Genomic DNA, 26,284 nt, shown 5'->3' on the forward strand with positions numbered 1-26,284 from the left:
CACGCCGGCCATGGCGACGCAACGAAGAGCGCCTGACAAAACCTTCAGGGCAAGGCGCATTGTCGCAGGCCGTACGCCGTGGGCAGTACGCCGTGGACAGTACCAATGGTGGACAAGGAAAAACGCCGCCATGGATGTTTTGTTAGGCGCTCTAAAACGTCGACGGCGGCACCAGGCCGGTGGCCAACCAGACACGACTCGCCTCATCATAAGCGGCCCGATGCGCCGGCGCCGCTGACAGCCACGCTGTCAATTCAGCCTGGGCAGCAGCGCTCAGTTCGCCTTCATGCTGGAGCAAGACCCAATCCAGGGCGATCTGCCAAAGCCCTTCGGAGGCCGGTGTAGAATTCATGGTGTTGATTAAAATTATTGATATAACGGACTGCCGCAGCGGCAGCCCGCTTCATTATATCAACAACCATGAAGGTAGCGTGGCCTTTCTCCCAGGCTCAGACCATGCTCAGCGCATCGCGGCAGCACTGCATCGCGTCGCGTATCATGAAATTCACCAAAGTGGTCGAAATGCCGAGCTGGGCCGCGACTTCACGCTGGGTCTGGCCACCGAGCCGGTGCAGCTCGAACGCCGAACGGGTACGCTCGGGCAAGCTGGCCAGCGCGCGCGCCACCAGCACCAGGTGCTGGGTATGGATCGCATGCGCTTCCGGCGTGGCGGCCGAGGAGCCGACATGCATGCCCTCTTCTTCCGGCGAAAACACTTGCAACTCAAAATTGCTGCGCCGATGGCGATCAATTGCCAGGTTGCGCACCAGCTGGAATAAATAGGCCATCGGATTTTGGATATGCAACTCCTCTATGCCATCGGCCAATTTGAGATAAGCATCCTGGAGCACATCTTCGGCGCGCTGGCGACAGCCGAGGATGCGGGTTGCGGCGTCGCGTAGTTGCGGACGGGAAGCAATGAACTGCTGACGAAGTGTGGTGCCGGTTGTCATAGGATGAAAACAGTAAGCTGAACTCAGCTTTCAAGTAATGAGAATTATTCTCATTGGAGTAATGATCGCTCAAGCTGGCCGTTTTTGCAACACGTGTTTTAAATTTTTTTGATAATTTATCCGCCTATGTTCGGAATATCCGCAGTTACATGCCAAGCACCATCAGATTTCCAGCAATTTGCCAAAAAGTCGATCATCGCCTTGGCCGCCGGCGACAATATTCTCGATGGGCTGACGCAATACACGCCCGTCTCGCGCCCTTGCCATTGCGGCAAAATTTGCACCAAAACACCATCGGACAAGGCCTGTTGCACCGTCACCGATGACAAGAATGCAATCCCGAGGCCGTCGACCGCGAATTGCCTGACGGCGTCGCCATTATTGGCCCGCATATTTCCGGATGGCCGCAACGAGCGCTCGCCGCCTGGACCGGCCAGGCGCCACGATTCGCCGTCGCGGTTGAGCGTCAGGCTCAGGCATTCATGCTGCTTCAATTGCTCGATCTCGTCCGGCGCCCCATGTGCCGCCAGATAGGACGGCGCGGCCACCAGGATACGCCGGTTGCCGAGCAACTTGCGCGCCACCAGCGAGGAATCGTCCAGGTGGCCGATACGGATCGCGATATCGATCCCCTCGGCGACCACGTCGACATACCGGTCGACCATCAGCAATTCCAGCTTTACTTCCGGATAGGCCCGCATGAACGCGGCCAGGTGCGGCGTCACATGGGTGCGCCCGAACGATAGCGGCGCGCTGAGCTTGAGCGTGCCGCGCAATTGCTGCTGCTGGTGGCGCACTTGCTCGCAAGCGCCACGAATTTGTTCCAGCGCATTGGCGCACTCGGCAAACAAATGCTGCCCGGCCTCGGTCAGCGACATCGCCCTGGTGGTGCGGTGGATCAGCAAGACGCCGAGTTGCTGTTCCAGCGTCTTTACCAGCCGGCTGACCGCCGACGGCGTCATGCGCAGCTGCAGTGCCGCCCTGGCAAAACTATGGTGGCTGGCAACGCTGACAAAGCAGCGTATCAAGGCCAGGGATGGTTCGTCCACTCATTCCCCCATCGAATGTATTAATTGATTATTTACGTATTATCGTTCATTTTTATATGAATACAATCAGCTCTCCACCATTCCTGCCGATCGCTGACCATGCTCACTGCCGTTTATCCCAAAGAATTACCCTTGCCGGCTGGCCATTACGCACCCGCCATCATTCATGACCAGCTGGTCTATATGTCCGGCACGCTGCCGCTGGGCCTGAGTACGCACGCGCCCACGCCGGATTCATCGTTCGAGGCGCAACTGCGCCAATTGCTCGCCAATTGCGACGCCGTGCTGCATGCCGCCGGCAGCGCCACGCACAAGGTGATCAGCTTCACCCTGTACCTGACCGAGCTGGGCGACTGGGATGCGGCCGACCAGTTGCTGGCCGATTTTTTCGGTGAACATCGTCCGTCCCGCTCGGTGATCTGCGTGCCGCGCATCCGCAAAGGTTATGCAGTCCAGGCCACCCTGATTGCCGCTTTATAAGGAGAAAACCATGCAGCATCCACAAATCTTCCACGTCGACTCATTCACCAAGACACCATTTCGCGGCAATCCGGCCGGCGTGGTGCTGAATGCCGATGGCTTGTCCGCCCGCCAAATGCAAGACCTTGCACGCGAGCTGAAGCATTCCGAAACCGCCTTCGTGATGGCCCCGCAAGACGACAGCCATGACGTCTATATCCGCTACTTCACGCCAACCATGGAAGTGCCGGTCTGTGGCCACGCGACCATCGCCGCCCATTACGCGCGCGCCACCTGGCTGCAACTTGGCTATGTCGAGCTGAAACAAAAGACCGGGGCCGGCATCCAGGCCATCGTCGTGCAAGCCATCGGCGACGGCTACCGCATCACGATGCGCCAAGGCCCGATCGCATTCGGCGCGCCCTTCAGCGCGGCATTGCGCAGCGAGTTGGCCAGCGCACTGGGGGTGCCGGAACACCATCTGGCACCGGACTTGCCGGTGCAAATCGTTTCGACCGGACATTCCAAAGTGATGGTGCCGCTGGCCGCCGGCATCAGCCTCGACGACATCGACCCCGACCAGCATGCACTGAAGGATTTGAGCGGCGTGATCGGCTGCAATGGATTTTTCCCGTTCACCATCGACCGCGAAGCATCCGCGACGCATGGCAGGATGTTCGCGCCCGCCATCGGCATCGCCGAAGATCCGGTCACCGGCAACGCCAACGGCCCGCTCGGCGCCTACCTGGTCAAGCACAAGCTGATGCGGCATGACGGCCAGCGCCTGGTGTTCGACGGCCATCAGGGCCGCGCACTGGGGCGCGACGGCGTGGTCAGCGTCAGCGTCGATATCGACGACGGCGAACCGGTACGGGTAGCGATCAGCGGCGTAGCGGTGATCCTGTTTTCGGCGCGGCTCAATACCTGACGCCGGCAAGTTCATTTATCTTGCCCCCTGCTCCATCAGGCGGCCGGATTCTTAAGCAAGCGGCCGCCGCTGGTCCAATCGCTGTACCTGGCCAGCAGCGACGAGGCCGGCATCGCGGCCGGCAATTGTCGGAAGCATTGGCGGCCAAGGCCACGCCGGAGATGCCGGAAGAAAGCCACGCGACGATTTATCATCCGGCGGCGCTGAAGGTGTTGCGGGCGCTGTTCAAGCCGATGTAAGCCTCGTTACGCCGAGGCGGACCAACAGCGCCCAACAAAATCCATGGCGGCGTTACACTACCTTTTCGTCAACTGTTTGTCAGGCGCTCCACGCCCCCTTTCAAGGTGGTTGCATTTCTCAAGATGCCAAGCAGCCCGGCTGCCGGCCAGAATCACTTAGAGCCTATCCCAGTAGTGAGCGTCTTGTTCTGGCCGCGCATCAGGAGCGCGGACCAGGCGTGAGGAGGAAGCGTGGCGAGCCACGCGACGACGATCAACGCAGTCCCCGTTCCTGAGGAGCGCCAGAAGAGGGCGTATTCATCTACTGGGATAGGCTCTTAAAACAGCTTAATTGGTGTGATATCCCATCGCGCGCAGACAGCGGGCGATTTGATTGCGTTGTTCCTTGGTATATTGTTCCTTATAAGCCTCCCGCTTCGAGACATCCATCGTCATGATCCCGCCCTGCGACACGAAAAAATCTTTTTGGGCGCCGCGCACTACCGACAAGATATCTCCGGTCGCTTTTATTTCCTGGAATAGACGATCGCGGCGCGCCTGATGGGCATACTCGGGAACCGGCTTGGTAATCGCGCCGATGTAGTCGGCAAGCTTGCGCACTTTCACTTGCAGCACCAGCGGTTCGGGCAAGCCGTCACTGTCGTCCGCCACATTCAGATTATGCAAGACTTCGCTGTACTGCCGCCTGACGCCGATTTGATGATGCAGCATGTTGGCGAAGATCACCGCGGCCGCGGTGCGGTGATTGCCATCGCCGAAAGGCTGGCTGAACATGATGCGCAACGCCAGTTCGGCCGACTGCTTGGCGGCGCCGTAGCCGGACACCGCGCTCATCGCTTTTTTCAAGTCGACTTCGCCATTGCTCTTGTGCGCATTCATCTGTCCTATTGCAATGCCTCCCTTGACTGGCTCGATCGCCATGTTGATTGCAACGACTTCTTCATATGTCAGCATGTTTTTCCGCTCTCAAACTAGTTGCATAAACAGTGGTTGGAATAACCCTGTGCATGGTTCTTGTATTTTCTCAACAAGAAACTCCGGCACAAAAACATACGAATAATCGCCACAACTGGATGCAGGCGGGCAAAGCTTCAGGCAAAAATACTCTGCGGCTCAAGATATTCGCCGATGCCATACACGCCGAACTCGCGGCCGATGCCCGATTGCTTGAAACCGCCGGCCGGCGCGCCTGCGTCGTCGAGCAAGTCATACACCCGGTTGACCATCACCATGCCCGCTTCGATGCGGCCGGCGATCCGCCTGCCGCGCTGCGGGTCGGCGGTGCTGATCCAGCCCTGCAAGCCGTACGGCGTATCATTGGCGATCTCGATCGCCTCTTCCTCGGAGCGGTAGCCGATCACGGCCAGCACCGGGCCGAAAATTTCTTCCCTGGCGATCCGCATGTCATTGCTGACGTTCACGAAAATCGTCGGCTTGACGAAATGACCCGCTTCCAGCCCCGGCGGCTTGCCCTCGCCGCCGACCAGCACTTGCGCGCCGTCTTCGATGCCCTTGCGGATGTAATGCTGCACGCGTTCGAACTGGCGCTGGCTGACCAGCGGGCCGAGCGCCGTTGCCGCCTGCGCGGGCGGGCCGGCGATCCATTTCTTCATGCCTTCCAGCAAAGCCGCCTTGACCGCCGGTAACTTATGCTCAGGCACCAATATTCGGGAGCCGGCGATGCATGCCTGGCCATTGTTCATGAAACCGCAGGCCAGCGCGAACGGAATGGCTAGTCCGAGATCGGCATCGTCGAGGATGATGTGGGCCGATTTTCCGCCCAGTTCCAGCGTCACGCGCTTCATGGTATCGGCCGCATTGCGCATGACGCGCTTGCCGACGGCGGTGGAACCGGTGAACGACACTTTCGCGACATCGGGATGCAACGTCAACTCATTGCCGACCACCTCGCCGCGTCCATGGACGATATTGACCACGCCGGGCGGCAAGCCCGCCGCATCGACACACTCCATCAGCAAGCGGATTTGCAGGGCGCTCAATTCGCTGGACTTGATCACCACCGTGCAGCCGGCCGCCAGCGCCGGTGCCAGCTTGTTGCAGACCATGAACAGCGCCGAATTCCATGGCGTAATCAGGGCCGCGACGCCGAGCGGCCGCAGCACCACCTCGGCTGCGCCGAGACGCTTGCTGAAGACAATCTCGCCCAGGCTTTTGCGCATGTTCAAAAACACCTTGGCCGCGCCGGCGATCGAAAATTGACTGTGCTGGGCCACGCCGCCATATTCTTCGGTCCTGATCGCGATATGCTCGTCGGCACGGGCGATGATGGCGTCATGCAATTGCTGCAAATACCGGCCGCGCTGCTCCAGCGACGAGCCGGCATAAGTCTTGAACGCCGACTTCGCGGCGCGGATCGCGCTGCGCGCATCTTCTTCGTCGCCCAGCGTGACTTGCCCGATGACGGCGCCGCTGGCCGGATTGATGATGTCCATCACTTCGGTGCCGTGGGACGCGACAAAGCGTCCATTGATATAGTGTTCATTTACCATCTTCATTACTTCTGTCTTCATTATTTTCTCCTGTAAATTATTTCGGTGTTTTAACTGGGCTGGATACGGCCATGGCGCTGTACCGCGCGCGCCGCATGCTTGCGGCCCAGCCACAGCAAGATCGCGGCGGCGCTGCCGAACAGCGCATAGGTCAGCGCCAATGCCGTGCCCAGCTTGCCCGGCCCGATTACGTAGTCACCCAGAAACACCACAAAGCTCGGCCCCAGCGTCATGCCGACCGCGTTGTAAAACATGATGTAGGCCGCCGAAATGCGGCCGCGAAATTCCACCGGCGTCGAAATCTGCAATACCGCGCCGGACACGCCCGAGAATGGCTGCAAGAACTGGATCAGCCCGAAAGTCAGCACGATGGCAGGCAGCGACGCGGCAAAGTTGAAACCCAGTCCGCCGATCACGGCGATCAGCGCGGCCACGCAGGCAAAATGGGTCAGGTGCGCATCGTCGCGGCCGCGGCCGAACGAGCGGTCGACCAGCCATCCGGCGAACAGCACGCCGCCCGCCCCCACCGGTACGGCCAGCAGCGCCAGGATGCCGCCCACGGTACGCACGTCCAGTTCATGGTTGCGCAGCAAATAAGTCGGCATCCAGGCCGCCGCGCCGAACACCGCCGCGCTATGCAGGCTGAAACCGAGGAAGTGATACGTCAGAAAACCGCGGTTGCCGCGGATGAAGGCCATCAAGCCGCCGCCGGCCTGGCGCGCGGGGCCAGGCCGCAGCGGCCGATGCGACGGCGCGATGAAAATCAGCGCGGCCAGTAACAGTCCCGGCACGCCGGCCGCCAAAAACACCAGTTGCCACGGCGCCAATTGACCGACCAGCGGCAAGGGCATCGCCGCGAAGCGGGACGCGCCGGCGATCAGGAAGGCGCCCAGCATGTACGACGCCGCCGCACCGATTTGCGCGCCAGCCGACAGCACGCCGATTACCAGTCCCAGCCGGTGTGGCGGAAACAGCCTGGCGACGATGCTCCAGCCGGCCGGCTGCAACACCGCTTCGCCCAGGCCCACCAGGCAGCGCGCAATCAATAATTCATAAAACGATCCGGCCAGCCCGCAAGCAATCGTCGCCAGCGACCAGCCGCTGACGCCGAGATAGATCGCCCACTGTTGCGAATAACGGTCGACTATCCAGCCCATCGGCAAACTGCCGATCAGGAAAAACACGGCGAAGGCCGGCCCTTGCAGCAAGCCCATCTGAAAGTCATTAATCCCCAGGCTGGCACGGATCGGATCGACCATCAGCGCGATCGCATTGCGGTCCACGGAGGCCAGCACGGCCAGCACCAGCAATACCGCCACCACCGACCACGCGCGCGTCGCGCCGGGTGCCGGCGCCATGGCGCCGTGCGTGCCGCGGCCACTCCTGTCAAGCAATCGCATATTCCATTCCCTTCATCATTTCCGACTTCGATACGGACAATGCGCTTCACGTCAATGTCTGGATGTGCAGATTTCCGACAAGGCGTTTCGCACCAATGTCTACAAGTGTAGATATTAGCGCACAACAGAATCACATGTCTACGAGTGTAGAAATAAAGAATGGCGCAACGCCGGCGCGGCGCGGCCTGGGATTTATGGGGATGCCGCCGCCGGATGGCGGGCGTCGAAGATTTGCTGGAACAGCGGGGCCAAAATTTTTACCAGCGCTTCGGGATCGGCCTCGGTCAATGCGGATAAGCCGATCATTTGGCGCATGAACTGGAAGCCCGCGACCATCGACAGCAAGACGGCGGCGCGCAAGGAGGCATCGTCGCCGCTGAGGGCGGAGCTCATCAGTTTCTGATGGCCGTTTTCGACCTGGCCACGGCCGATTTCCGCCGCCCGCGGACTGGACGCGGATTGCAGCAAAATCAGGAAACCGTCGAGCGGCGCATCCTTCAGGCGGGTGATATTCACCAGCGCCCTGGCGACCGCCTCGCCGGGGGTTGGCGAGCCCAGGATATCGGGCACCAGGATAGTCGGATTTTTCATCGTCTCGGCGACCGCTTCGGCGAATAATTGTTCCTTCGATCCGAAATACCGGTTGACCAGCATCGCGGTCACGCCCGCCCCCGCCGCGATGTCGCGCACGCCGGCGCCGTCATAGCCGGATTGCGCAAACGCCCAGCGCGCCGATGCCAGGATCGCCGCGCGGGTGGCGGCGGCATTGCGGCGGCGTGCGGGGACGGTGGTGTTCATGGTTTTCCTTGCAGGTAAAAAGACAGCACGGCTGGAACCGGCCAGTTCAACAAATACAGCCTGGACAGGCCACGATTATAGTCGCCCGGCAGCCAACGGTGCGGGCGGTGCCAGCTGATCTGATCAAGTCACTGATATTGGGCCGGCACATTCCAGCGCGTCACGACCTGGATCGCGGACAGGAACGGCGCCTGTGTCCATGCCGGCAGCGCGCCGCGCGCCCTGAGCAGGTCCTGGCAAGCGCGCCGCATATCATGGCGCAGGTCGTGATACAGCACCGCATGGATGGCGCCCGACTGGAGCAAGCCGAGGTTATCGGCATCCAGGTCGTGGCCGATAAAAACCTTGCAGCGCCGGCCGGCATGCTGGAACGCCTGCACGATGGCGGCGTTTGCTCCGCCGATCGAATAGACCGAGTGAATCTGCGGATGATCGTCCAATGCCCGCCGCACCAGCGGACCGGTCGCGCCATCGATGCCGTCGCCTTCGCTGACTTCGACGATCGCCAGGTGGCGCTGATGTTCGCGCAGCGCGCGGCGGAAGCCGATCTCGCGCTCTTCCTCGCCGTGAAAACGGTTGCTGCTCAACGTGACCAGCACTTGCTGCTGTTTGCCGGCGCCGATCCACTGGCCGATCAGATAAGCCGCCGTTTCGCCCGCCGCGCGGTTATCCATGCCGACATAGGTGCTGCGCGCCGAACCCGGCAAGTCGGTCACCAGCGTCACCACCGGGATCCCGGCGGCGGCCAGCCGGCCGACCGCCGCGCTGATAGAAGTCAGGTCCGGCGCCTTCAGCAGCACGCCATGGCTGCCGTTTTTCCTGATGCGATCAAGCAGCTCGACGATGCCGTCCGCCGCCAGCGTTTCATGCAAATGAAAGCGCGAACGCACAATCGCCGGATGCAGCGACGGCAGTTCCGCCTCCAGCGCGCGGCGCACCGCATCGCTAAACCGCTGCGGCGCCACCATCAGCACATCGATCATGAACTTCTTGCCGGACAAGCCGACCTGTGCGCTTTGCCGTTCCAGTTCGGCCAGCGCCTGCATCACGCGGCGCACCGTATTGGCATGCACGCCGCCGCGCCGGCCGACCACCCGGTCGACGGTGGCGACACTGACGCCGGCCTGCAGCGCCACGACCTTGAGTGGAAATTGATGCGTCATGCGGCTCCCGTGCGTGATCGTTTTCTGAGGGGTTTTTGAGGGGTTTCCTGATAAAAAATGCGGCCCCTGCTCCCTTATACTGATTCTACCGTTAAAAAAGGGAGTAAGCCCATATGAGCACCACCGAGACCGCCGTACACCCGCAAGCGGAGCCATTCTGGCTGTCGCAGCAAGACTGCCGGATCGATGACTTGATCCGTATCGTCAGCCGCCGCACCGCGCTGACCGATTATCCGCTGGCGGCGTCGGTGCAGTCGAATATCCTGGTCTACGACTGCGACGCCGTGCGGCGGCTGCTGTCAAGCGCCGCGGCGCTGCGCGTGCTGCAGGCGGAATGGGGCGCGGCGCTAATGAACGGTCCCGGCGTGGTGGTGCTGAAACACGCGGTCGATGACAGCGAGACGATGGAGCAGGTCAATCGCGTGTTCCGCCAGTTGATCGCCGAACAGCATGCCAGCGGCAATGCCGGCGGCGACCACTTCGCCCGGCCCGGTGCCAACGACCGTATCTGGAACGCGCAGCAAAAGCTGTGCCTGCGCGCGCCCACGGCCTTCGCGCGCTATTATGGCAATCCGATTTTCGGCCTGATCTGCCAGGCCTGGCTGGGTCCTGCCTATCAGGTCACCGCCCAGGTCAATGTCGTCAATCCGGGCGGCGCCGCCCAAGCGCCGCACCGCGACTACCACCTGGGATTCCAGCAGGCCGACGCCGCCGCCGGCTATCCGGCGCATGTACACCGGATGTCCGCCGGGTTGACGCTGCAAGGCGCCGTCGCGCACTGCGACATGCCGCTGGCTTCCGGCCCGACGCTGTACCTGCCCTATTCACAACATTACCAGGCCGGCTACCTCGCCTATCACCAGGCGGAATTTCGCGACTACTTCCAGCAACACCATGTGCAACTGCCGCTGTCGATCGGCGACGCGGTGTTCTTCAACCCTGCGCTGATGCATGCCGCCGGCCACAATCGCTCGCCCGACATCCGGCGCATGGCCAACCTGCTGCAAGTGTCGTCGCCGTTCGGGCGTGCCATGGAAACGCTGGACCGCAAGCTGATGAGCCTAGCGCTCTACCCGGCGCTGCAAGCATTGCGCGCGCAGGGGAATTTTTCCGTCGATGACATGAAAAATGCGATCGCGGCCTGTGCCGAAGGGTATGCCTTTCCCAGCAACCTGGACCGCGACCAGCCGATCGACGGCATGGCGCCGCAAACGCAGCAGCAAATCATGCTGCAGGCGCTGCGGCATGACTGGCCCGAGGCCCGGTTTATCGTAGCGCTGGACAGCAAAGCCTGGCGGCAGCAAGCGTGAGATGCGACCTGGAGCCTGGTGCGGCTAACCGGTTCAGCGCAGCAGGTGGCGGAAGGTCGGTTCGATATTGCGCGCATGCAGAAACTGTACAATATCTTCCAGCGTCGCGTCCTTCAACAGCAATCCCGCCGACACGGCGCTGTCTGGCATCACTGGTGCAACCACTGCTTCCACAGTGGCTGTGGCCGTGCCGGACTGCTGCCGGAGCATGCCCAATGCCTGTTCAAACTGCCCCATCGAAATGCTGCGCAAGCCCGCCAGGAACGCTTGTTGCGCAGCCAGCGGCGGCGCCACTTCCAGTGCCGGATCGTCGGCAAACGACGCGCCCATGCCGGGATGAATAAACGCCGCCCATTTGCCTGTCGCCTGCCGGCAGGGCGGCAATTGTGCCACCGACAGATAAGGATCAACAACGGCCGGCGGCGCAGGCGGCAGATAAACGGCGCGCAGCAATTGCAGGAATTGCTGCGCCTGGACTACCGGCACCGGCGCAGCCAGCGACAGCCACAACTGATAACTGCCGCGGCCCGATACGCTGACGGCCGGCGCCGGCAAATCCAGATGCTGTTGCAAGGCATTGGCGATGGCGCACAGCGCGTCCCAATGCCGCTCGCCATCCCCTTTATCTTTCCCGCCAAACTCCATCACCAGCGCGCGCGTCCATCCCGCTGCGTTCACCAGTTCAACGGCGATGCTGCGCTCGCCCGACAAATGCTGCGTCAACACAGCGGGCGACAGCGGATGGGCCGGCCCGCTGCGCTGCGCGTTCGGGTCCGGCGCATGGTATTGCTGGCCATCCAGCAGATACAGCCGCTTCAGTTCGGCAATCAATTCTTGCATATGTGCTCCTGTGACGCCATCGCGGCGCCTATCCTGTTTTATAGTCGATGGCAATCGACCGGGCGCGGCTCAACCCAGGTCACTCAGCTCCGCCTCCGTAAAGCCGGCCCGGCGCCGCGCTTCCAGATTGAACGGGCCGCGCAGCGTCGGCGCCTCGTAGCGCAGCGCCAGCCCGGCATACGTGGCGCGCGGTTCCAGGCCGCGCTGCTCGCACAAATAGCAATACCATCGATTGCCGATCTCGACATGCCCGACTTCATCGCGCAGGATGATATCGAGGATGGCCGCCGCATCGTGGTCGCCGGCCTGCGCCAGCTTGGCGCGCAACGGCGGAATCGCGTCGAGGCCGCGCGCTTCGAGCGTGCGTGGCACCAGCGCCATGCGCGCCAGCACGTCGCCACGGGTTTTATCGACCATTTCCCACAGGCTGTCGTGGCCGGGGAAATCGCCATACTCGTGTCCCAATCCCCGCAAATGCGCCGCCAGCAGCGCAAAGTGGCCCGCCTCTTCGCTGGCCACGCGCAGCCAGTCGCTGTAGTAATCGGCCGGCAAGCCGGGGAAGCGCCACAGCGCGTCGAGCGCCAGGTTCATCGCGTTGAATTCGATGTGGGCCAGCGCGTGTATCAGCATCGCGCGCCCTTCTTGCGTGATCATCGAGCGCCGCCCCACCAGCCGCGGCGGCACCAGTTCCGGTCGTGCCGGGCGCCCCGGCACCGGGCCGGCCGGCTGCAGCGCGGCGTTTGCATCGAGCCGGCACCGTCCCGCCAGCACCGCGCCGGCCATTGCCGCCACCGCCGCCACCTTGACGGCTGGGTCAGGCTCGACCAGGCAAGCCAGCGCATACGCGCGCAATCCCGGCGTTCCATCAATCACTGTCGGCGAAATCGGGCGCTGCATGGTGTTCCTTCGTGTCTGGTATGAATCAAAGGGCGCAGTGTAACAAATTGAAGCCCGGCTGGCGTCGCGTCAACCCGCCATTACCTCGCCAAGTACATCAAACACGCGCTTGTCGCCGCATTGCGCCACATTAAAACGCAGATAACGGTCGGCTGTGCGGGACACGCTAAAGACATTTCCCGGCGCCAGTATCAATTTGTATTCCAGCGCGCTGGGCGATATCCGACGAAACCAGTCCTTCCGGCAATGCAGCCCACACAAACATGCCGGCTTCCGGACGCGTCCATAGCTTGAAACCCAATCGTTCCAGATGGCCGATGGCGCCAGCCATGTTGCGCGCGAGCCGTGGCCGCAAGCCGTCGAGATGGTGGCGGTAACTGCCGCCCCAAAGCAGACCTTCGCACAAGCATGTGACAATACGTGAATTTTAAAAATTGTCAATTTGTTATCCCACCCCCACCCGGGCGGCAAACGGCCAAGAGCGGACGCTGCCAAGACTAACTTGAAAACGAAACATGCAGTTGTACGAGCAACTTGAAACGGTAACTGATGAAGCGACTTTCTTGGAGTTTGTTCAAGCGCTGGCTAACGACCGGCGAGCGGATGGCAAGGCTTGGAAAAATGATTCAATTGAAGATTTATTAAAGGTTGCTGGTAAGTAATCGGCTATGCTGGCTGTGCACCTCCTTTAACCTGAAATCGGTCACGACTTCTTTTCCTTCCATAACGATTTATATCGAAAGAGCAAGGTGAACCGCCCGATATAAATGTTGATTCATTTTATTTACGATTTTCTATGCTACGAGTGAAGAAGGCTCTAAGCAAGCAACTGCTTGACTCACCTCGCCCTTCGCTCATCGCCAACCATAAGCTTGCCATCCGCGAAATTTGCGATATACTTTCACATGTACGATTTATCGTACAAGTTATTGCCGTTCGAATTGCTCGCTGATACCGACGACGACGACTGACACTGACGACTACTGCTGACATCGACCACGACTACCGACACTGACGACGACTACTGACACTGATAAGTATTGAAAGAACGGAGTAACAAATGAGAATCATCAACTTTTCCGATGCTCGCAACAGCCTTCGAGCTGTTATCGACCAAGTGGTTGAGGATGCTGACGTAACCATTATCTCGCGTAGAGACGCGCCAGATGCAGTAGTCATGTCCTTCGATCATTACAGCAGCCTCATGGAAACTGTGCATCTGCTGAGTTCGCCAACTAATGCGGCTCACCTTGCCAAATCCATCGCTCAGGCGCGTTCTGGCCAAGCGAAGCATCGGGAATTAATCAACATTTCCGACGCAGAGGAACCGCAACATGCGCAACTTGAAGTTCACGGATGAGGCTTGGGAAAGCTACATCTACTGGCAAACGCAAGATAGAAAAACGCTCAAACGCATTAACGATCTGATCCAAGCCACACTCAGAGATCCTTTTGTTGGTGTTGGTAAACCTGAAGCATTGAAACACAGTCTTAGTGGCTGCTGGTCGAGGAGAATTGACGAAACTAACCGGCTAGTCTACGAAGTGCATGATGAGGAATTAATCATCATTTCGTGCCGCCACCATTATTGAAAACAAGGGGACTCAGCGCCATTGCATGGTATCGACTACCGATCATGGCATCGATGCGAGATCATACCATTAAGAATGCCATGAAAAAATATTGCTTAACCGTGCTAATCGTTGCCAGACAATGCCAGAAAAAATAACAAAAAAGCCCGTGAAATCACGGGCTTAGGTGTGTTTTACTGCCTATCAGTGCTAGCAGTTGCTAGACATCAAATCACTCCCACTCAATCGTCGCCGGCGGCTTGCCCGAGATGTCGTACACCACCCGGTTAATCCCGCGCACTTCATTGATGATGCGGTTCGACACCTTGCCCAGCAAGCTGTGCGGCAAATGCGCCCAGTGCGCCGTCATGAAGTCCTGGGTTTGCACCGCGCGCAGCGCCACCACGTATTCGTAGGTGCGGCCGTCGCCCATCACGCCGACCGACTTGACCGGCAGGAACACGGCGAACGCCTGGCTGGTCGCTTCGTACCAGTTCTTCGGCAATTGCTCCTGATCGACCGCCTGGCCGGCAACGAACTCGTACGGGGTGTTGCGCAACTCTTCGATGAAGATCGCATCGGCGCGGCGCAGCAGGTCGGCGAATTCTTTCTTGACTTCGCCGAGGATGCGCACGCCAAGGCCCGGGCCAGGGAATGGATGGCGATACACCATGTCATGCGGCAAGCCGAGCGCGACGCCCAGTTTGCGCACTTCATCCTTGAACAGTTCACGCAGCGGCTCCAGCAGCTTCAGCTTCATGGTTTCCGGCAAGCCGCCGACGTTGTGGTGGCTCTTGATGGTCTGGCCCTTTTTGCCCTTGCCGGCCGATTCGATCACGTCCGGGTAAATGGTGCCCTGCGCCAGCCATTTGGCGTTGACCAGCTTGGCCGACTCGACCTGGAACACTTCGACGAATTCGCGGCCGATGATCTTGCGCTTCTGCTCCGGATCGGCCACGCCGGCCAGGTGGCCCATGAATTGGTCTTCGGCATCGATGCGGATCACTTTGACGCCGAGGTTCTTGGCGAACATGTCCATCACCATCTTGCCTTCGTCGAGACGCAGCAAGCCGTGGTCGACGAAGACGCAGGTCAGCTGGTCGCCGATGGCGCGGTGGATCAGCGCCGCCGCGACGGACGAATCGACGCCGCCGGACAGGCCGAGGATGACTTCGTCGGTGCCGACCTGGGCGCGGATTTTTTCAACCGCTTCGCTGATGTAGTCCGGCATGTTCCAGTCGGATTTGCAGCCGCAGATTTCATGCACGAAACGGCCGATGATCGCCTTGCCTTGCACCGTGTGGGTCACTTCCGGGTGGAATTGCACGCCGTAGAACTGGCGCTCTTCATCGGCCATCGCGGCGATCGGGCAGCTTGGGGTGTTACCCATCAGTTTGAAGCCTGGCGGCATGTCCAGCACTTTGTCGCCGTGGCTCATCCATACTTTCAACATGCCATGACCTTCGTCGGTGACGAAGTCGGCGATACCGTTCAACAATTTGGTGTGACTGCGGGCGCGCACTTCGGCATAGCCGAATTCGCGCACCAGGCCGTTTTCCACCTTGCCGCCCAATTGCGCGGCCATGGTTTGCATGCCGTAGCAAATACCCAGCACCGGCACGCCCAGCTCGAACACGGCTTGCGGCGCGCGCGGCGAATCGCCTTCCAGCGTCGAATTATGGCTGCCCGACAAAATCACGCCGGCAGCGCCATAGTTACGCACGAATTCGTCGCTGACATCGTAGGGGAAGACTTCGGAAAACACGCCGGAATCGCGCACGCGGCGGGCGATCAGCTGGGTGACTTGGGAGCCGAAATCGAGAATGAGGATTTTAGAATGCATGGTGGGAGCTTTATTCAAGGTCACTACAAGACCGGCGCACTGGGCGCCGGTCTCTACTGTCGTTACCGCTTACTCTGAGCGGTAGTTAGGCGCTTCTTTGGTGATCTGCACATCATGAACATGCGATTCGCGCATGCCGGCCGACGTGATTTCAACAAATTCCGCTTTTTCGCGCAATTCATCGATGGTGGCGCAACCGCAATACCCCATCGACTGGCGCACGCCGCCGACCAGTTGATAAATGATCGCCAGCACGCTGCCTTTGTAGGCGACGCGGCCTTCGATACCTTCCGGCACGAACTTGTCGGCTTTCATCGTCGCATCCTGGAAATAACGGTCGGCAGAACCATCCGTCATCGCGCCCAGGCTGCCCATGCCGCGGTAGGATTTGTAGCTGCGGCCCTGATACAGTATCACTTCGCCCGGCGCTTCTTCGGTGCCGGCAAACATGGAACCCATCATCACGGTCGATGCGCCGGCGGCCAGCGCTTTCGAGATATCGCCCGAGAAGCGGATGCCGCCGTCGGCGATGCATGGCACGCCGGTGCCGGCCAATGCTTCGGCCACGTTCGAGATCGCGGTGATTTGCGGCACCCCGACGCCGGCCACGATACGGGTGGTGCAAATCGAGCCCGGGCCGATGCCGACCTTGACCGCGTCCGCACCGTATTCGACCAGCGCCTTGGCGGCGGCGGCGGTGGCGATGTTGCCGCCGATCACGTCCACATGCGGGTACTTGGTCTTGATCCACTTTACGCGGTCGAGAATGCCTTGCGAGTGGCCGTGGGCGGTGTCGACCACCAGCACGTCGACGCCGGCGGCGACCAGCAAGTCGATCCGTTCCTCATCCTTGGCGCTGACGCCGACAGCGGCGCCGACCAGCAATTTGCCCTGGCCGTCTTTCGATGCGAACGGATGCTCGGTCGATTTCTGGATATCCTTGACGGTGATCAGGCCGCGCAATTCGAATGCGTCGTTGACCACCAGCACGCGTTCGAGGCGGTGCTTGTTCATCAGGCGCTTGGCTTCGGCCGTATCGGCGCCTTCCTTGACATACACCAGCTTGTCGCGCGGCGTCATTTTCGAGCTTGCCTCGGCGTCCAGTTCCTGTTCGAAACGCAAGTCGCGGTTGGTGATAATGCCGACTACTTCATTGCCCTTGACGACAGGGAAACCACTGATGCCGTATTGCACGGTCAGGGCGATGACGTCGCGGATTTTCATTTCTGGCGGGATCGTGATCGGATCGCGCAATACACCTGCTTCGAAACGCTTGACCCGCGCCACTTCGCGCGCCTGGTCTTTCGGCTTCAGGTTTTTATGGATAATGCCGATGCCGCCTTCCTGTGCCATCGCGATCGCCAGACGGGCTTCGGTCACGGTATCCATCGCTGCGGACAGCAAGGGAATATTCAGCGTGATGTTGCGGGTCAAGCGGGTTTTGAGGGACGTGTCGGCGGGCAAAACGTTGGAGTAGGCTGGGACGAGCAGCACGTCATCGAATGTGAGTGCTTTTTGAAGTAGACGCATAGCATTTCCTATTGGCGCAAAAGCAGATTATACAGAAAAATCGTTGACTCGTCCTTGCATGTCGGCAAAATCGTTAAAAACACACAATGGTTGACTACACCAACGAAACATGGCGAAATCTGCCTCTCGCTGACCAACCCAGGAACACCATGCATCGCAAGCCCATCACCGCACTGCTGGCCGGTGCGCTGTTACTCTGCACCACGCTGGCTCAGGCACAATATATATGGCTGGACGACAAGGGCTTGCGCCAATACTCGGACCACCCTCCTGCGCCATCGGTGCCGCAAAAACGCATCCTGAAGGCGCCCGGACCGGCGCTACCGGCGCATGACCCTGCGGATGACAAGACCGGCAGCAACGCCGCGCCGCCGGCCAGGCCTGCGCCGGACTGGAGCGAGCGCAACGCCGATTTCAACAAACGCAGGAAGGAAGCGGCCGAGACCGCTGAAAAGGCCAGCCAGGAAGCCACCCGGCAAGCAAGTCGGCGCAGCCATTGCCAGGCGCTGCGCGACAATCAGACACTGCTGGAGTCGGGCCGCCGGGTCGGCATCACCGACCCGGCGGGCCAGCAAGCGTATATGGATGACGCGCAAAGGGCACGCGATTTGCAACGCCTGCAACGCGAGCTGAAAGATTGCCAATAAAGTCAGCAATAAGATTGGCCATCATCGGCAATCCGCATCAGGCGGCCGGTTTGGCGGCCCGGCGCCGGCGCGCCTCTTTCGGATCGGCCAGCAAGGGCCGGTAGACTTCCACCCGGTCATGCTCGCGCAACACGGTATCGAGCGTCTTTTTCTTGCCATAGATACCGACCGGGACCGTGGCCAGGTCGATACCCGCCACCTGCTCCAGCAAGCCGCTCAGGCGCACCGCCTGTTCCAGCGTGGTGCCGGGTGCCACGTGCAGATCGCGCAGGAATTCGGAGTGCGGCGTGGCATAGCAAACCTGGATATTAAGTGGTTCCATAGACTGTCTCGGCGCGTTTGCAGAAAGAATCGACCATGCTGTTGGCAATCATGCCGAATACCGGGCCGATAATCTGCTCCAGCACGCGGCTGGAAAACTCGTAATGCAGGTCGAGTTCGATCTTGCAGGCGTCGGCGCGCAGCGGCTTGAAGGTCCAGAGCCCGTCCAGGCTCTTGAAAGGACCGTCCACCAGCTTCATTTTGATGGTGCTGGAAGGAACGTTCTGATTGGAAGTCGTGAAGCTTTGGCGCACTCCGTGGTAATGTATGCCAACGTTGGCAACGATGGTGTTGTCGCCGCGCTCGCGTATCTCGACGCCGCCGCACCAGGGCAAGAATTTGGGATAATCCTCGATTGCCGCCACCAGCGCGAACATTTGTTCCGCGCTGTATCCCAGAAAAACTGATTTATGTACTACTGCCATTGAAGAACCGTTTGCTATGATGTTGGATATCTCAATCGATTTGATCGCGCTTGCGCGAGACAGTAGTTTAACCGACCCGCGCACATTTACCATCTCATGACCATAGCAGACAATAAAAAAGCCTTTCACGACTACTTCATCGAGGATCGCTACGAAGCGGGCATCGTCCTGGAAGGCTGGGAAGTCAAAGCCATCCGCGACGCCCGCGTGCAAATCAAGGAAGCCTATGTGGTGGTCCGCGGCGCCGAATTGTTTTTATTCGGCGCGCATATCAGTGCATTGCCGACCGCCTCCACCCACATCCATCCGGAAGCGGTGCGCACCCGCAAGCTGCTGCTGCATAAAGCCGAAATGGAAAAGCTGATCGGCAAGGTCGAGCGCTCCGGTTTTACGCTGGTGCCGCTGAACCTGCATTACAAGGGCGGCCGCATCAAATGCGAAATCGGCCTGGCCAAGGGTAAAAAACAACACGATAAGCGCGCCGCCGAAAAAGACCGCGATGGCGCCCGCGAAGTGCAGGCTGCGATGAAAACCCACCGCCGCTGATCTGCCTGAGGCATCGGCCATTATTTCATTCTCAAAAAGCCCGGTAATTACCGGGCTTTTTCGATCTCGCCTTCCCTGTATAAAATTGCCACTTGGAAACGCATGTGCTACAGTCCGGTGGCCTGACGCAGACGCGTTTGATTGTTTTTATTGCTTAACGACGAGATGGGGAAATAATGGTTTTACGAGCCGGAACAACGCTATTGGGCGCCTTGCTGATGGCGGGATGCGCGGTGCCGTACAGCCCTGCGCCGTTGGCCACCAATTTCCCGAGCAGCCAGCAAGCCAAATTGCAGGCCGCGGCGCACTGGCATGCGATTACCGGCCACATCGAAAAGGAATTAGCGCCGGCGCTGCAAAAGAGCCCGAATATTCCGCTGTATATTGAGATTCCACAAGCAACCGCTTTCAGCCAGGCCGTGGCCGGCCAATTGACCACTTCGCTGGTCAATGACGGTTATGTGGTGGCAAAAAGCCCGCGCGCCGCATTAAAGGTGGAAATCGATACCCAGGTGGTCGAATTCTCGGCCCATCGTCCGCAATACAAATTCGCCGGCGAACGCTCGGCGCTGGTCGGCGGCCTGTGGGTGTTGACTGAAATCGAGCATACGCCGCAATGGATGGCCACCGTCGGCATCGTCGGCGAAGATGCCTATTCCTGGTTTCGCTCCGAATTCGCGTCCGGCGCCACGCCGAAAACCGAAATCATCGTCACCATTTCAGTCTCCGACGAGCGGCGTTATTACGCCCGCTATACATCGGTATATTACGTGACCGACAGCGAGCGCTATCTGTATGAAGTGGCGCCGCCGCCAAAAGAAAACCAGCAAATCGTCAAGACCTTTACGGTCAAGGGCAGCTGAACCAGATGAAAAGATCCATGACATTCAAAAAAATCGCCGCGCTGCTGGCCGTGCCGCTATTGCTGTCCGCCTGCGCCTCGACACCCTCCGAAGAGGCCAATTACTCGTCGGTTTCATCGAATTCATTGGTTGCCTCGAATTACCGCGCGGCCGATGCGTTGCTGCTGCAATTGAATGGCAAACTGTCGGCCGACCAGCCGCTGATCATGGCGACCATCGTCAATATGGATGCGCTGGAACAGACCTCGACATTGGGCCGGCTGGTATCGGAACAGGTATCGACCCGGCTGGCGCAAGGCGGATTGAAAATGCTGGAAATGAAATTGCGCAATAGCGTGTACTTGAAGCGCAATCAGGGCGAGCTGATGTTAACCCGCGAAATCGGCGAAGTGGCGCAAACGCATAATGCGCAGGCGATCGTGGTCGGTTCGTATGCCGAAAGCAGCGATACCGTCTTCGTGAATATCAAGGTGATACAGCCAAACACCAATTTCGTGCTGGCGGGGCAGGATTTTGTGCTGGCCAAGGAAAGCATCGTGCGCTCCATGCTGCAGAGAAATTAAGGCAGGACAGCCAATTTTGCGTCGGATGAATGCTGCGCCGAGCCGGCGCGGATGAAAATTCCGGATGCCTGTCCATCAACAGCATGGCAGGCATCCGAGTGAATGGTTTTTACACCTTCAGCAGATCGCGCGACTTGCCCGAATCTGTCCATTCCTTGACCCATTTCGGTTGACGGCCCCGGCCAGTCCATTGTTGCGATGCATCGTTAGGATTGCGGTAACGCACGGCCACGGTACCGGTTTTAACGCGGATACCGGCACCGACCAGATCTTTTACCGAAACGCCGACGCTTTGAGCGATCGCCAGGATTTGTTCGCGGGCTTTGGACAGATCGTCCTGTTCACGCTTCTTCATTTGTTTCTTGATGTCGTCTTGCAGCGTACGCAGTTCGGCGAGGGATAAATTGGACAGATCCATGATGGTTCCTTTAGTTGAGTTGAACAATGAAACTATAGAAAATGAGATTCTATCCAATTGTAACGCTGTTGGTGTACTTTTTAATTTTTTTTACAATGATTTATGCTGAAAACGACATTTTTTCTGTAGAAACAGCGTTATACCAGTATCAAACTGGCATTAACTGCTTGAGGCTGGGAATCAAATCCCCATTATTCGGCCCATGTTTAAGTCGCAGCAGCGAATCAAATAGCGGCGATGGCGGTGTTGTTCTTGTTAGGTTGCAATTTTAAGTATCTTGCAATGGCAAGTATATCTGGCAGACAGGCGGATGTTACCATTTTTTTGAATCCGCAAGCAGTTTCTGTTTTAATCCGGCGGAACCTCCGGCAACAGATAACTTTGGAATCGCAATCGACTGCCGAATTGCCTCTCCATGGTTATAAATATTACCACAAAGAAATAGAAACATCATGTTACAGAGCGGTATATACAGTTGCCAACATCATTACGCCGGCATAATAAAATCCCGTGTGCCAGAGTGAAAAGCGCGAGTTTGACGGCGAACAAAAGAACTCGCCGTGCATGAAAAACGCCGCCGTCATTTTATTGGCGGCGGCGCGATCGGCAATCCGGATACAGCGGGGCCGGGATCCCCGCAGCGGATTACTTTTGGGTTTTAACGACTTGCATTGCAGTAGCGATCAAACCGCTCATATCGCCCAGGTTGGCCGGAACGATAATCGAATTATTGGTTTTAGCCAGTTGTCCGAAAGCATTTACATATTGCTCGGCCACTTTCAGGTTCACCGCATCTTCACCGCCCGGCTCGCGGATCGCAGCGCCGACCTGGCGCAAGGCTTCCGCGCTGGCCTCGGCCAGTGCGACGATGGCGGTAGCCTGCCCTTGCGCGCGGTTGATCGACGCCTGCTTCTCGCCTTCCGAACGGGCAATAGCCGCTTCACGCTCGCCGCTGGCGATATTGATCTGCTCCTGACGACGGCCTTCCGACGCGGCGATCAGCGCGCGCTTTTCGCGTTCCGCGGTAATTTGCGCCTGCATCGCATGCAGGATCTCTTTTGGCGGCGTCAAATCCTTGATTTCATAACGCAACACCTTGACGCCCCAGTTAGCAGCGGACTCGTCAATAGCATTCACAATGGCCGTATTGATATGATCGCGCTCTTCAAAGGTTTTATCGAGTTCCATTTTACCGATCACCGAACGCAAGGTGGTTTGCGCCAATTGGGTGATGGCGGCAATGTAATTCGACGAGCCATAAGAGGCGCGCATCGCATCGGTAATCTGGAAGTACAGGATACCGTCCACTTGTAATTGGGTATTGTCGCGCGTGATACAGACTTGCGGCGGCACGTCGAGTGGAATTTCTTTCAATATGTGTTTATATGCAATACGATCGACAAACGGCACCACGATATTCAGGCCGGGGCCGAGTGTCGCATGGTATTTACCGAGCCGTTCGACTACCCATGCATGCTGCTGCGGCACCACATTAATGGTCTTGAAGACAAAGACCAGCGCCAGGATGAACAAGATTAAAGAAACGCTGCCGAAGTTAACTTCCATGGTTCACTCTCCATATACGTATTACGTTGATTGCTGCGATGGTTGAAACGATAAACAGATACAGTCGGCCTCAAAAACCGAGAGCGCCGTTCAAGACACGATCAGGCGGCTGCCGCGCACTTCGCGGATCATATAGGTGCCGGCTTCGGTATTACTGCCCGGTATCAGCTCGACATCCCACAAGGCGCCGCGGTACATGACGCGCGCCGCGCCATCCACCCAATGCGGCACCGTAACGCTTTGGCCGATATCCATATTGATATTCGGATCGTTGGCCGCCGCCGGACGCGAACGCTTGCCGAAGCGGCTGCGCCGCAGCAGCAAGGTGGCGGCCACGCCGACCAGCGCCGCCGTCAGGGTTTGTATCGAAGGGGCGGCGCCGGTCAATGCAATGACGCCGCCGGCGGCGATGCCGATGGCGATCATCAGCAAATAAAAGGTGCCGATAAACAGCTCCAGGATCACCACCACTGCCGCCACCAAAAACCAGCTCATCCAGTCTGTCATCTTACGTCTCCCTGCCAGGTCATAGTTTTAAAAGCCGGACATCCTGCAAAGCGTCCGAAAAAGTGTTCAGGACAACGCGCATACAGTGCGCCATCAACGCTTTTCAGGCCGCTCAAGAGCGCCTGAGAAAGCGCCCACGGCAAGGCGCATGGCCGCAGGCAGTACGAAAGTACGGCAAGGCCATGCAACGCCGCCATGGGCGTTTTATCAGGCGCTCTTGACGTAAAAAACCCCCGTGGCCCGCTATAGGCAACGAGGGTTTTCACTACTGCCGAATATATTAATATATTTTTGTCAAACACCTATATGCAAACAGTCTAACGCAAATCCGGCATGCGTCAATATAGTGTTTTCGCTTTTTACATTATTTTTCAACAATATTTCGTTTCATTTGAACCATCATGCAAATTACTGCAAGCTTGCCAGTTTTTGCCAGGTATCGATCACCGAATCGGGATTCAGCGACATCGATTCAATCCCCTGCGCCATCAGCCACGCCGCAAAGTCCGGATGATCCGATGGCCCCTGGCCGCAAATGCCGATGTATTTACCGCGCGCCAGGCAGGCTTTGATTGCCAGTGACAGCAGCGCCTTGACGGCAGGATCGCGCTCGTCGAAATCGGCCGCCAGCAAGGCCATGCCGGAATCGCGGTCCAGGCCCAGCGTCAATTGGGTCAGATCGTTGGAACCGATCGAGAAACCATCGAAATGGTCGAGGAACTGATCGGCCAGGATGGCATTCGACGGCACTTCGCACATCATAATGACGCGCAATTCATTCTCGCCCCGTTTCAAGCCATTCTTGGCCAGCAACTCGACGACTTTCTCGGCCTGACCCAGGGTACGCACGAATGGCACCATGATTTCGACGTTGGTCAGCCCCATGTCGTTGCGCACCCGCTTCATCGCTTCGCATTCCATATTGAACGATTCGGCGAAATCTGCCGACAGGTAACGCGCCGCGCCGCGGAAGCCCAGCATCGGGTTTTCTTCATCCGGCTCGTAGCGCGAACCGCCGATCAGCTTTTTATATTCGTTCGACTTGAAGTCGGACAGGCGCACGATGACTTTCTTCGGCCAGAACGCGGCCGCAATCGTCGCGATGCCTTCGGCCAGTTTGTCGATATAAAACGCTTTCGGAGAAGCATGGCCGCGCGCCACCGATTCGACCGCCTTCTTCAAGTCGGCGTCGATGTTCGGATATTCCAGGATCGCCTTCGGATGCACGCCGATGTTGTTATTGATGATGAATTCCAGGCGCGCCAGGCCGACGCCGGCATTCGGCACCGACTGGAAATCGAACGCCAGTTGCGGATTGCCGACGTTGAGCATGATCTTGGTATCAAGCTTGGGCAATTCGCCGCGCGATACTTCCGACACTTCGGTTTCCAGCAAGCCGTCGTAGATCTTGCCTTCGTCGCCTTCCGAGCACACCACGGTAACGAAGGTGCCGTCCTTCAACACGTCGGTCGCATCGCCGCAGCCGACCACCGCCGGCACGCCCAGCTCACGGGCGATGATGGCCGCGTGGCAAGTGCGTCCGCCGCGGTTGGTGACGATCGCCGAGGCGCGTTTCATCACCGGTTCCCAGTTCGGGTCGGTCATGTCGGCCACCAGCACGTCGCCCGGCTGCACCCGTTCCATGTCGGCCGGATCGTGGATCACGCGGACCGGGCCGGCGCCGATCTTCTGGCCGATGGCGCGGCCGGAAGCCAGCACGGTGCCGGTGCTTTTCAGCTTGAAGCGTTCTTGCACGTCGGTCGATTTTTGCTGCGATTTGACGGTTTCAGGGCGCGCCTGCAAGATGTACAGCTTGCCGTCGCGGCCATCCTTGCCCCACTCGATATCCATCGGCCGGCCATAATGGTTTTCGATGATCACCGCGTATTTCGCCAGTTCCACCACTTCGGCGTCGTTCAGCGAATAGCGGTTGCGCATCTCGACCGGCACGTCGACGGTTTTGACCGAACGGCCCGCCTTGGCTTCGGCGGTGAATTCCATCTTCAGCAGCTTGGAGCCGATATTGCGGCGGATCACCGGCGATTTGCCTTTTTCCAGCATCGGCTTGTGCACATAGAATTCATCCGGGTTGACCGCGCCCTGCACCACCGTTTCGCCCAGGCCGTAGCTGGACGTGACGAACACCACATCCTTGAAGCCCGATTCGGTATCGATGGTGAACATCACGCCGGCCGCGCCCAGGTCGGAACGCACCATGCGCTGCACGCCGGCCGACAAGGCCACTTCGGCGTGGGTGAAACCCTTGTGCACGCGGTAGGAAATGGCGCGGTCGTTGTACAGCGACGCGAACACCTGCTTCATCGCGTCGAGCACATTGTCGATGCCGACCACGTTCAGGAAAGTTTCTTGCTGACCGGCAAACGATGCATCCGGCAAGTCTTCGGCGGTGGCCGACGAGCGCACCGCGAACGACATTTCGGTCGACGAATCGGCCACCAGCCTAGCATAGAAAGCGTCGATTTCAGCGGCCAGGCGCGGCTGGAACGGGGTCTCGACGATCCATTGGCGGATTTCGGCGCCGGCCTGGGCCAGTGCACGCACGTCGTCGATATTCAAGCCTTCCAGGCGGTCGGCGATGCGCTGGGCCAGCGGTGCGCCGCCATTCGGGTTATACGACAAAAAGTCGCGGAATGCCTGCGCGGTGGTGGCGAAACCGCCAGGCACCCGCACGCCGGCTCCGGCCAGCTGGCTGATCATCTCACCCAGTGAGGCGTTTTTGCCGCCGACGGACTCGACATCCGTCATGCGCAAATTCTCGAACGAGGCGACGTACACCGCCCCGTTGTCCTTCTCTTGCGATACTGCGTTGGTCATAATGACACCCTTGCTGATGATAGAAATCGTGAGGCGAGGCGCACTGACGGGTTTTCTTGTTATTCTAGGCGTCGTGCAGCACAATCATACCGTTGCGGCCATT

29 protein-coding genes are annotated in these 26,284 nt (G+C 59.0%); 10 read left to right on the forward strand and 19 right to left on the reverse strand.

The window, feature by feature from the left end:
• Positions 1-151 precede the first annotated feature (151 nt).
• The 3 genes from GJA_RS12830 to GJA_RS12840 form a co-directional block, all read right to left on the reverse strand.
• Positions 152-352, reverse strand: coding sequence for a FecR/PupR family sigma factor regulator (locus GJA_RS12830; protein WP_038492829.1), 201 nt, complete (start codon positions 350-352; stop codon positions 152-154).
• A 97-nt stretch (positions 353-449) separates the two neighbouring features.
• Complete coding sequence (locus GJA_RS12835; RefSeq protein WP_038492833.1) at positions 450-953, reverse strand: RNA polymerase factor sigma-70; 504 nt, start codon at positions 951-953, stop codon at positions 450-452.
• Positions 954-1,069: 116 nt separating this feature from the next.
• Complete coding sequence (locus tag GJA_RS12840; RefSeq protein WP_051780791.1) at positions 1,070-2,002, reverse strand: LysR family transcriptional regulator; 933 nt, start codon at positions 2,000-2,002, stop codon at positions 1,070-1,072.
• Positions 2,003-2,101: 99 nt separating this feature from the next.
• Here GJA_RS12840 and GJA_RS12845 point away from each other — a divergent pair, with 99 nt between their 5' ends.
• Together GJA_RS12845 and GJA_RS12850 are read left to right on the forward strand one after the other, a co-directional pair.
• Positions 2,102-2,482: a RidA family protein gene (locus GJA_RS12845; protein ID WP_038492836.1), complete on the forward strand. Its 381-nt coding sequence runs from the start codon at positions 2,102-2,104 to the stop codon at positions 2,480-2,482.
• A gap of 10 nt (positions 2,483-2,492) precedes the next feature.
• On the forward strand, positions 2,493-3,389 hold the full coding sequence (locus tag GJA_RS12850; protein ID WP_038492839.1) for a PhzF family isomerase: 897 nt from the start codon (positions 2,493-2,495) through the stop codon (positions 3,387-3,389).
• 566 nt (positions 3,390-3,955) lie between these two features.
• Here the strand turns inward: GJA_RS12850 and GJA_RS12855 are convergent.
• The 5 genes from GJA_RS12855 to GJA_RS12875 form a co-directional block, all read right to left on the reverse strand.
• Positions 3,956-4,582, reverse strand: a complete 627-nt coding sequence (locus GJA_RS12855) for a hypothetical protein (protein ID WP_144241520.1) — start codon at positions 4,580-4,582, stop codon at positions 3,956-3,958.
• Between the two features lie 137 nt (positions 4,583-4,719).
• Positions 4,720-6,159, reverse strand: a complete 1,440-nt coding sequence (locus GJA_RS12860; protein WP_242404531.1) for an aldehyde dehydrogenase family protein — start codon at positions 6,157-6,159, stop codon at positions 4,720-4,722.
• Between the two features lie 29 nt (positions 6,160-6,188).
• Positions 6,189-7,538 (reverse strand): MFS transporter, encoded by a 1,350-nt coding sequence (locus GJA_RS12865; RefSeq protein WP_081905387.1) that lies wholly within the window; start codon positions 7,536-7,538, stop codon positions 6,189-6,191.
• A gap of 192 nt (positions 7,539-7,730) precedes the next feature.
• Positions 7,731-8,336, reverse strand: coding sequence for a TetR/AcrR family transcriptional regulator (locus tag GJA_RS12870; protein WP_038492849.1), 606 nt, complete (start codon positions 8,334-8,336; stop codon positions 7,731-7,733).
• Between the two features lie 128 nt (positions 8,337-8,464).
• Positions 8,465-9,499, reverse strand: a complete 1,035-nt coding sequence (locus tag GJA_RS12875; RefSeq protein WP_038492852.1) for a LacI family DNA-binding transcriptional regulator — start codon at positions 9,497-9,499, stop codon at positions 8,465-8,467.
• A gap of 113 nt (positions 9,500-9,612) precedes the next feature.
• On the opposite strand from GJA_RS12875, the gene GJA_RS12880 reads away from it, so the two are divergent.
• Entirely contained in the window at positions 9,613-10,809 is a 1,197-nt protein-coding gene (locus GJA_RS12880; RefSeq protein WP_038492855.1) for a phytanoyl-CoA dioxygenase family protein, read from the forward strand.
• Positions 10,810-10,842: 33 nt separating this feature from the next.
• Here GJA_RS12880 and GJA_RS12885 read toward each other — a convergent pair whose 3' ends face one another.
• From GJA_RS12885 to GJA_RS27325, 3 genes are all read right to left on the reverse strand, one after another.
• Positions 10,843-11,649 (reverse strand): hypothetical protein, encoded by an 807-nt coding sequence (locus tag GJA_RS12885; RefSeq protein ID WP_038492858.1) that lies wholly within the window; start codon positions 11,647-11,649, stop codon positions 10,843-10,845.
• Between the two features lie 69 nt (positions 11,650-11,718).
• Positions 11,719-12,546, reverse strand: a complete 828-nt coding sequence (locus GJA_RS12890) for a ferritin-like domain-containing protein (RefSeq protein ID WP_051780795.1) — start codon at positions 12,544-12,546, stop codon at positions 11,719-11,721.
• A 69-nt stretch (positions 12,547-12,615) separates the two neighbouring features.
• Positions 12,616-12,987, reverse strand: a complete 372-nt coding sequence (locus tag GJA_RS27325) for a hypothetical protein (protein WP_144241521.1) — start codon at positions 12,985-12,987, stop codon at positions 12,616-12,618.
• A 74-nt stretch (positions 12,988-13,061) separates the two neighbouring features.
• On the opposite strand from GJA_RS27325, the gene GJA_RS27820 reads away from it, so the two are divergent.
• The 3 genes from GJA_RS27820 to GJA_RS26700 all read left to right on the forward strand — a co-directional run bounded on the left by GJA_RS27820 (position 13,062) and on the right by GJA_RS26700 (position 14,138).
• Positions 13,062-13,208, forward strand: coding sequence for a hypothetical protein (locus GJA_RS27820; protein ID WP_156484120.1), 147 nt, complete (start codon positions 13,062-13,064; stop codon positions 13,206-13,208).
• A 398-nt stretch (positions 13,209-13,606) separates the two neighbouring features.
• Positions 13,607-13,906: a type II toxin-antitoxin system Phd/YefM family antitoxin gene (locus GJA_RS12895; protein WP_051780797.1), complete on the forward strand. Its 300-nt coding sequence runs from the start codon at positions 13,607-13,609 to the stop codon at positions 13,904-13,906.
• Complete coding sequence (locus GJA_RS26700) at positions 13,881-14,138, forward strand: Txe/YoeB family addiction module toxin (protein WP_081905388.1); 258 nt, start codon at positions 13,881-13,883, stop codon at positions 14,136-14,138. The genes GJA_RS12895 and GJA_RS26700 overlap by 26 nt, the downstream gene beginning before the upstream one ends.
• 211 nt (positions 14,139-14,349) lie before the next feature.
• Here GJA_RS26700 and guaA read toward each other — a convergent pair whose 3' ends face one another.
• A complete protein-coding gene (guaA, locus tag GJA_RS12900; RefSeq protein WP_038492861.1) occupies positions 14,350-15,960 on the reverse strand; it encodes a glutamine-hydrolyzing GMP synthase in 1,611 nt (536 codons plus the stop codon).
• Positions 15,961-16,029: 69 nt separating this feature from the next.
• Complete coding sequence (guaB, locus tag GJA_RS12905) at positions 16,030-17,490, reverse strand: IMP dehydrogenase (RefSeq protein WP_038492863.1); 1,461 nt, start codon at positions 17,488-17,490, stop codon at positions 16,030-16,032.
• Between the two features lie 149 nt (positions 17,491-17,639).
• Here guaB and GJA_RS12910 point away from each other — a divergent pair, with 149 nt between their 5' ends.
• On the forward strand, positions 17,640-18,137 hold the full coding sequence (locus GJA_RS12910; protein WP_038492866.1) for a DUF4124 domain-containing protein: 498 nt from the start codon (positions 17,640-17,642) through the stop codon (positions 18,135-18,137).
• Positions 18,138-18,174: 37 nt separating this feature from the next.
• Here GJA_RS12910 and GJA_RS12915 read toward each other — a convergent pair whose 3' ends face one another.
• Together GJA_RS12915 and GJA_RS12920 are read right to left on the reverse strand one after the other, a co-directional pair.
• A complete protein-coding gene (locus tag GJA_RS12915) occupies positions 18,175-18,459 on the reverse strand; it encodes an RnfH family protein (RefSeq protein WP_038492869.1) in 285 nt (94 codons plus the stop codon).
• Positions 18,446-18,883: a type II toxin-antitoxin system RatA family toxin gene (locus GJA_RS12920; protein ID WP_038492871.1), complete on the reverse strand. Its 438-nt coding sequence runs from the start codon at positions 18,881-18,883 to the stop codon at positions 18,446-18,448. Before GJA_RS12920 ends, GJA_RS12915 begins: the two co-directional genes overlap by 14 nt.
• A gap of 96 nt (positions 18,884-18,979) precedes the next feature.
• Between GJA_RS12920 and smpB the strand changes: the two genes are divergently transcribed.
• From smpB to GJA_RS12935, 3 genes are all read left to right on the forward strand, one after another.
• Entirely contained in the window at positions 18,980-19,429 is a 450-nt protein-coding gene (gene smpB / locus GJA_RS12925) for an SsrA-binding protein SmpB (protein ID WP_038492874.1), read from the forward strand.
• 176 nt (positions 19,430-19,605) lie between these two features.
• Entirely contained in the window at positions 19,606-20,292 is a 687-nt protein-coding gene (locus tag GJA_RS12930) for a hypothetical protein (protein ID WP_038492878.1), read from the forward strand.
• 17 nt (positions 20,293-20,309) lie between these two features.
• Positions 20,310-20,855 (forward strand): FlgO family outer membrane protein, encoded by a 546-nt coding sequence (locus tag GJA_RS12935; RefSeq protein ID WP_144241522.1) that lies wholly within the window; start codon positions 20,310-20,312, stop codon positions 20,853-20,855.
• A 109-nt stretch (positions 20,856-20,964) separates the two neighbouring features.
• Here GJA_RS12935 and GJA_RS12940 read toward each other — a convergent pair whose 3' ends face one another.
• From GJA_RS12940 to ppsA, 4 genes are all read right to left on the reverse strand, one after another.
• Entirely contained in the window at positions 20,965-21,273 is a 309-nt protein-coding gene (locus tag GJA_RS12940; RefSeq protein WP_038492884.1) for an H-NS histone family protein, read from the reverse strand.
• Between the two features lie 645 nt (positions 21,274-21,918).
• Positions 21,919-22,839, reverse strand: a complete 921-nt coding sequence (locus GJA_RS12945) for an SPFH domain-containing protein (RefSeq protein WP_038492887.1) — start codon at positions 22,837-22,839, stop codon at positions 21,919-21,921.
• A gap of 90 nt (positions 22,840-22,929) precedes the next feature.
• The gene (locus tag GJA_RS12950; RefSeq protein WP_038492890.1) at positions 22,930-23,346 is read right to left on the reverse strand and encodes an NfeD family protein; all 417 of its coding nucleotides are present in this window, start codon (positions 23,344-23,346) and stop codon (positions 22,930-22,932) included.
• A gap of 408 nt (positions 23,347-23,754) precedes the next feature.
• Positions 23,755-26,181, reverse strand: a complete 2,427-nt coding sequence (gene ppsA, locus GJA_RS12955) for a phosphoenolpyruvate synthase (RefSeq protein ID WP_038492893.1) — start codon at positions 26,179-26,181, stop codon at positions 23,755-23,757.
• Positions 26,182-26,284 lie beyond the last annotated feature (103 nt).

The organism is Janthinobacterium agaricidamnosum NBRC 102515 = DSM 9628 (assembly GCF_000723165.1).
In the GTDB taxonomy this organism is placed as follows: domain Bacteria; phylum Pseudomonadota; class Gammaproteobacteria; order Burkholderiales; family Burkholderiaceae_D; genus Janthinobacterium; species Janthinobacterium agaricidamnosum.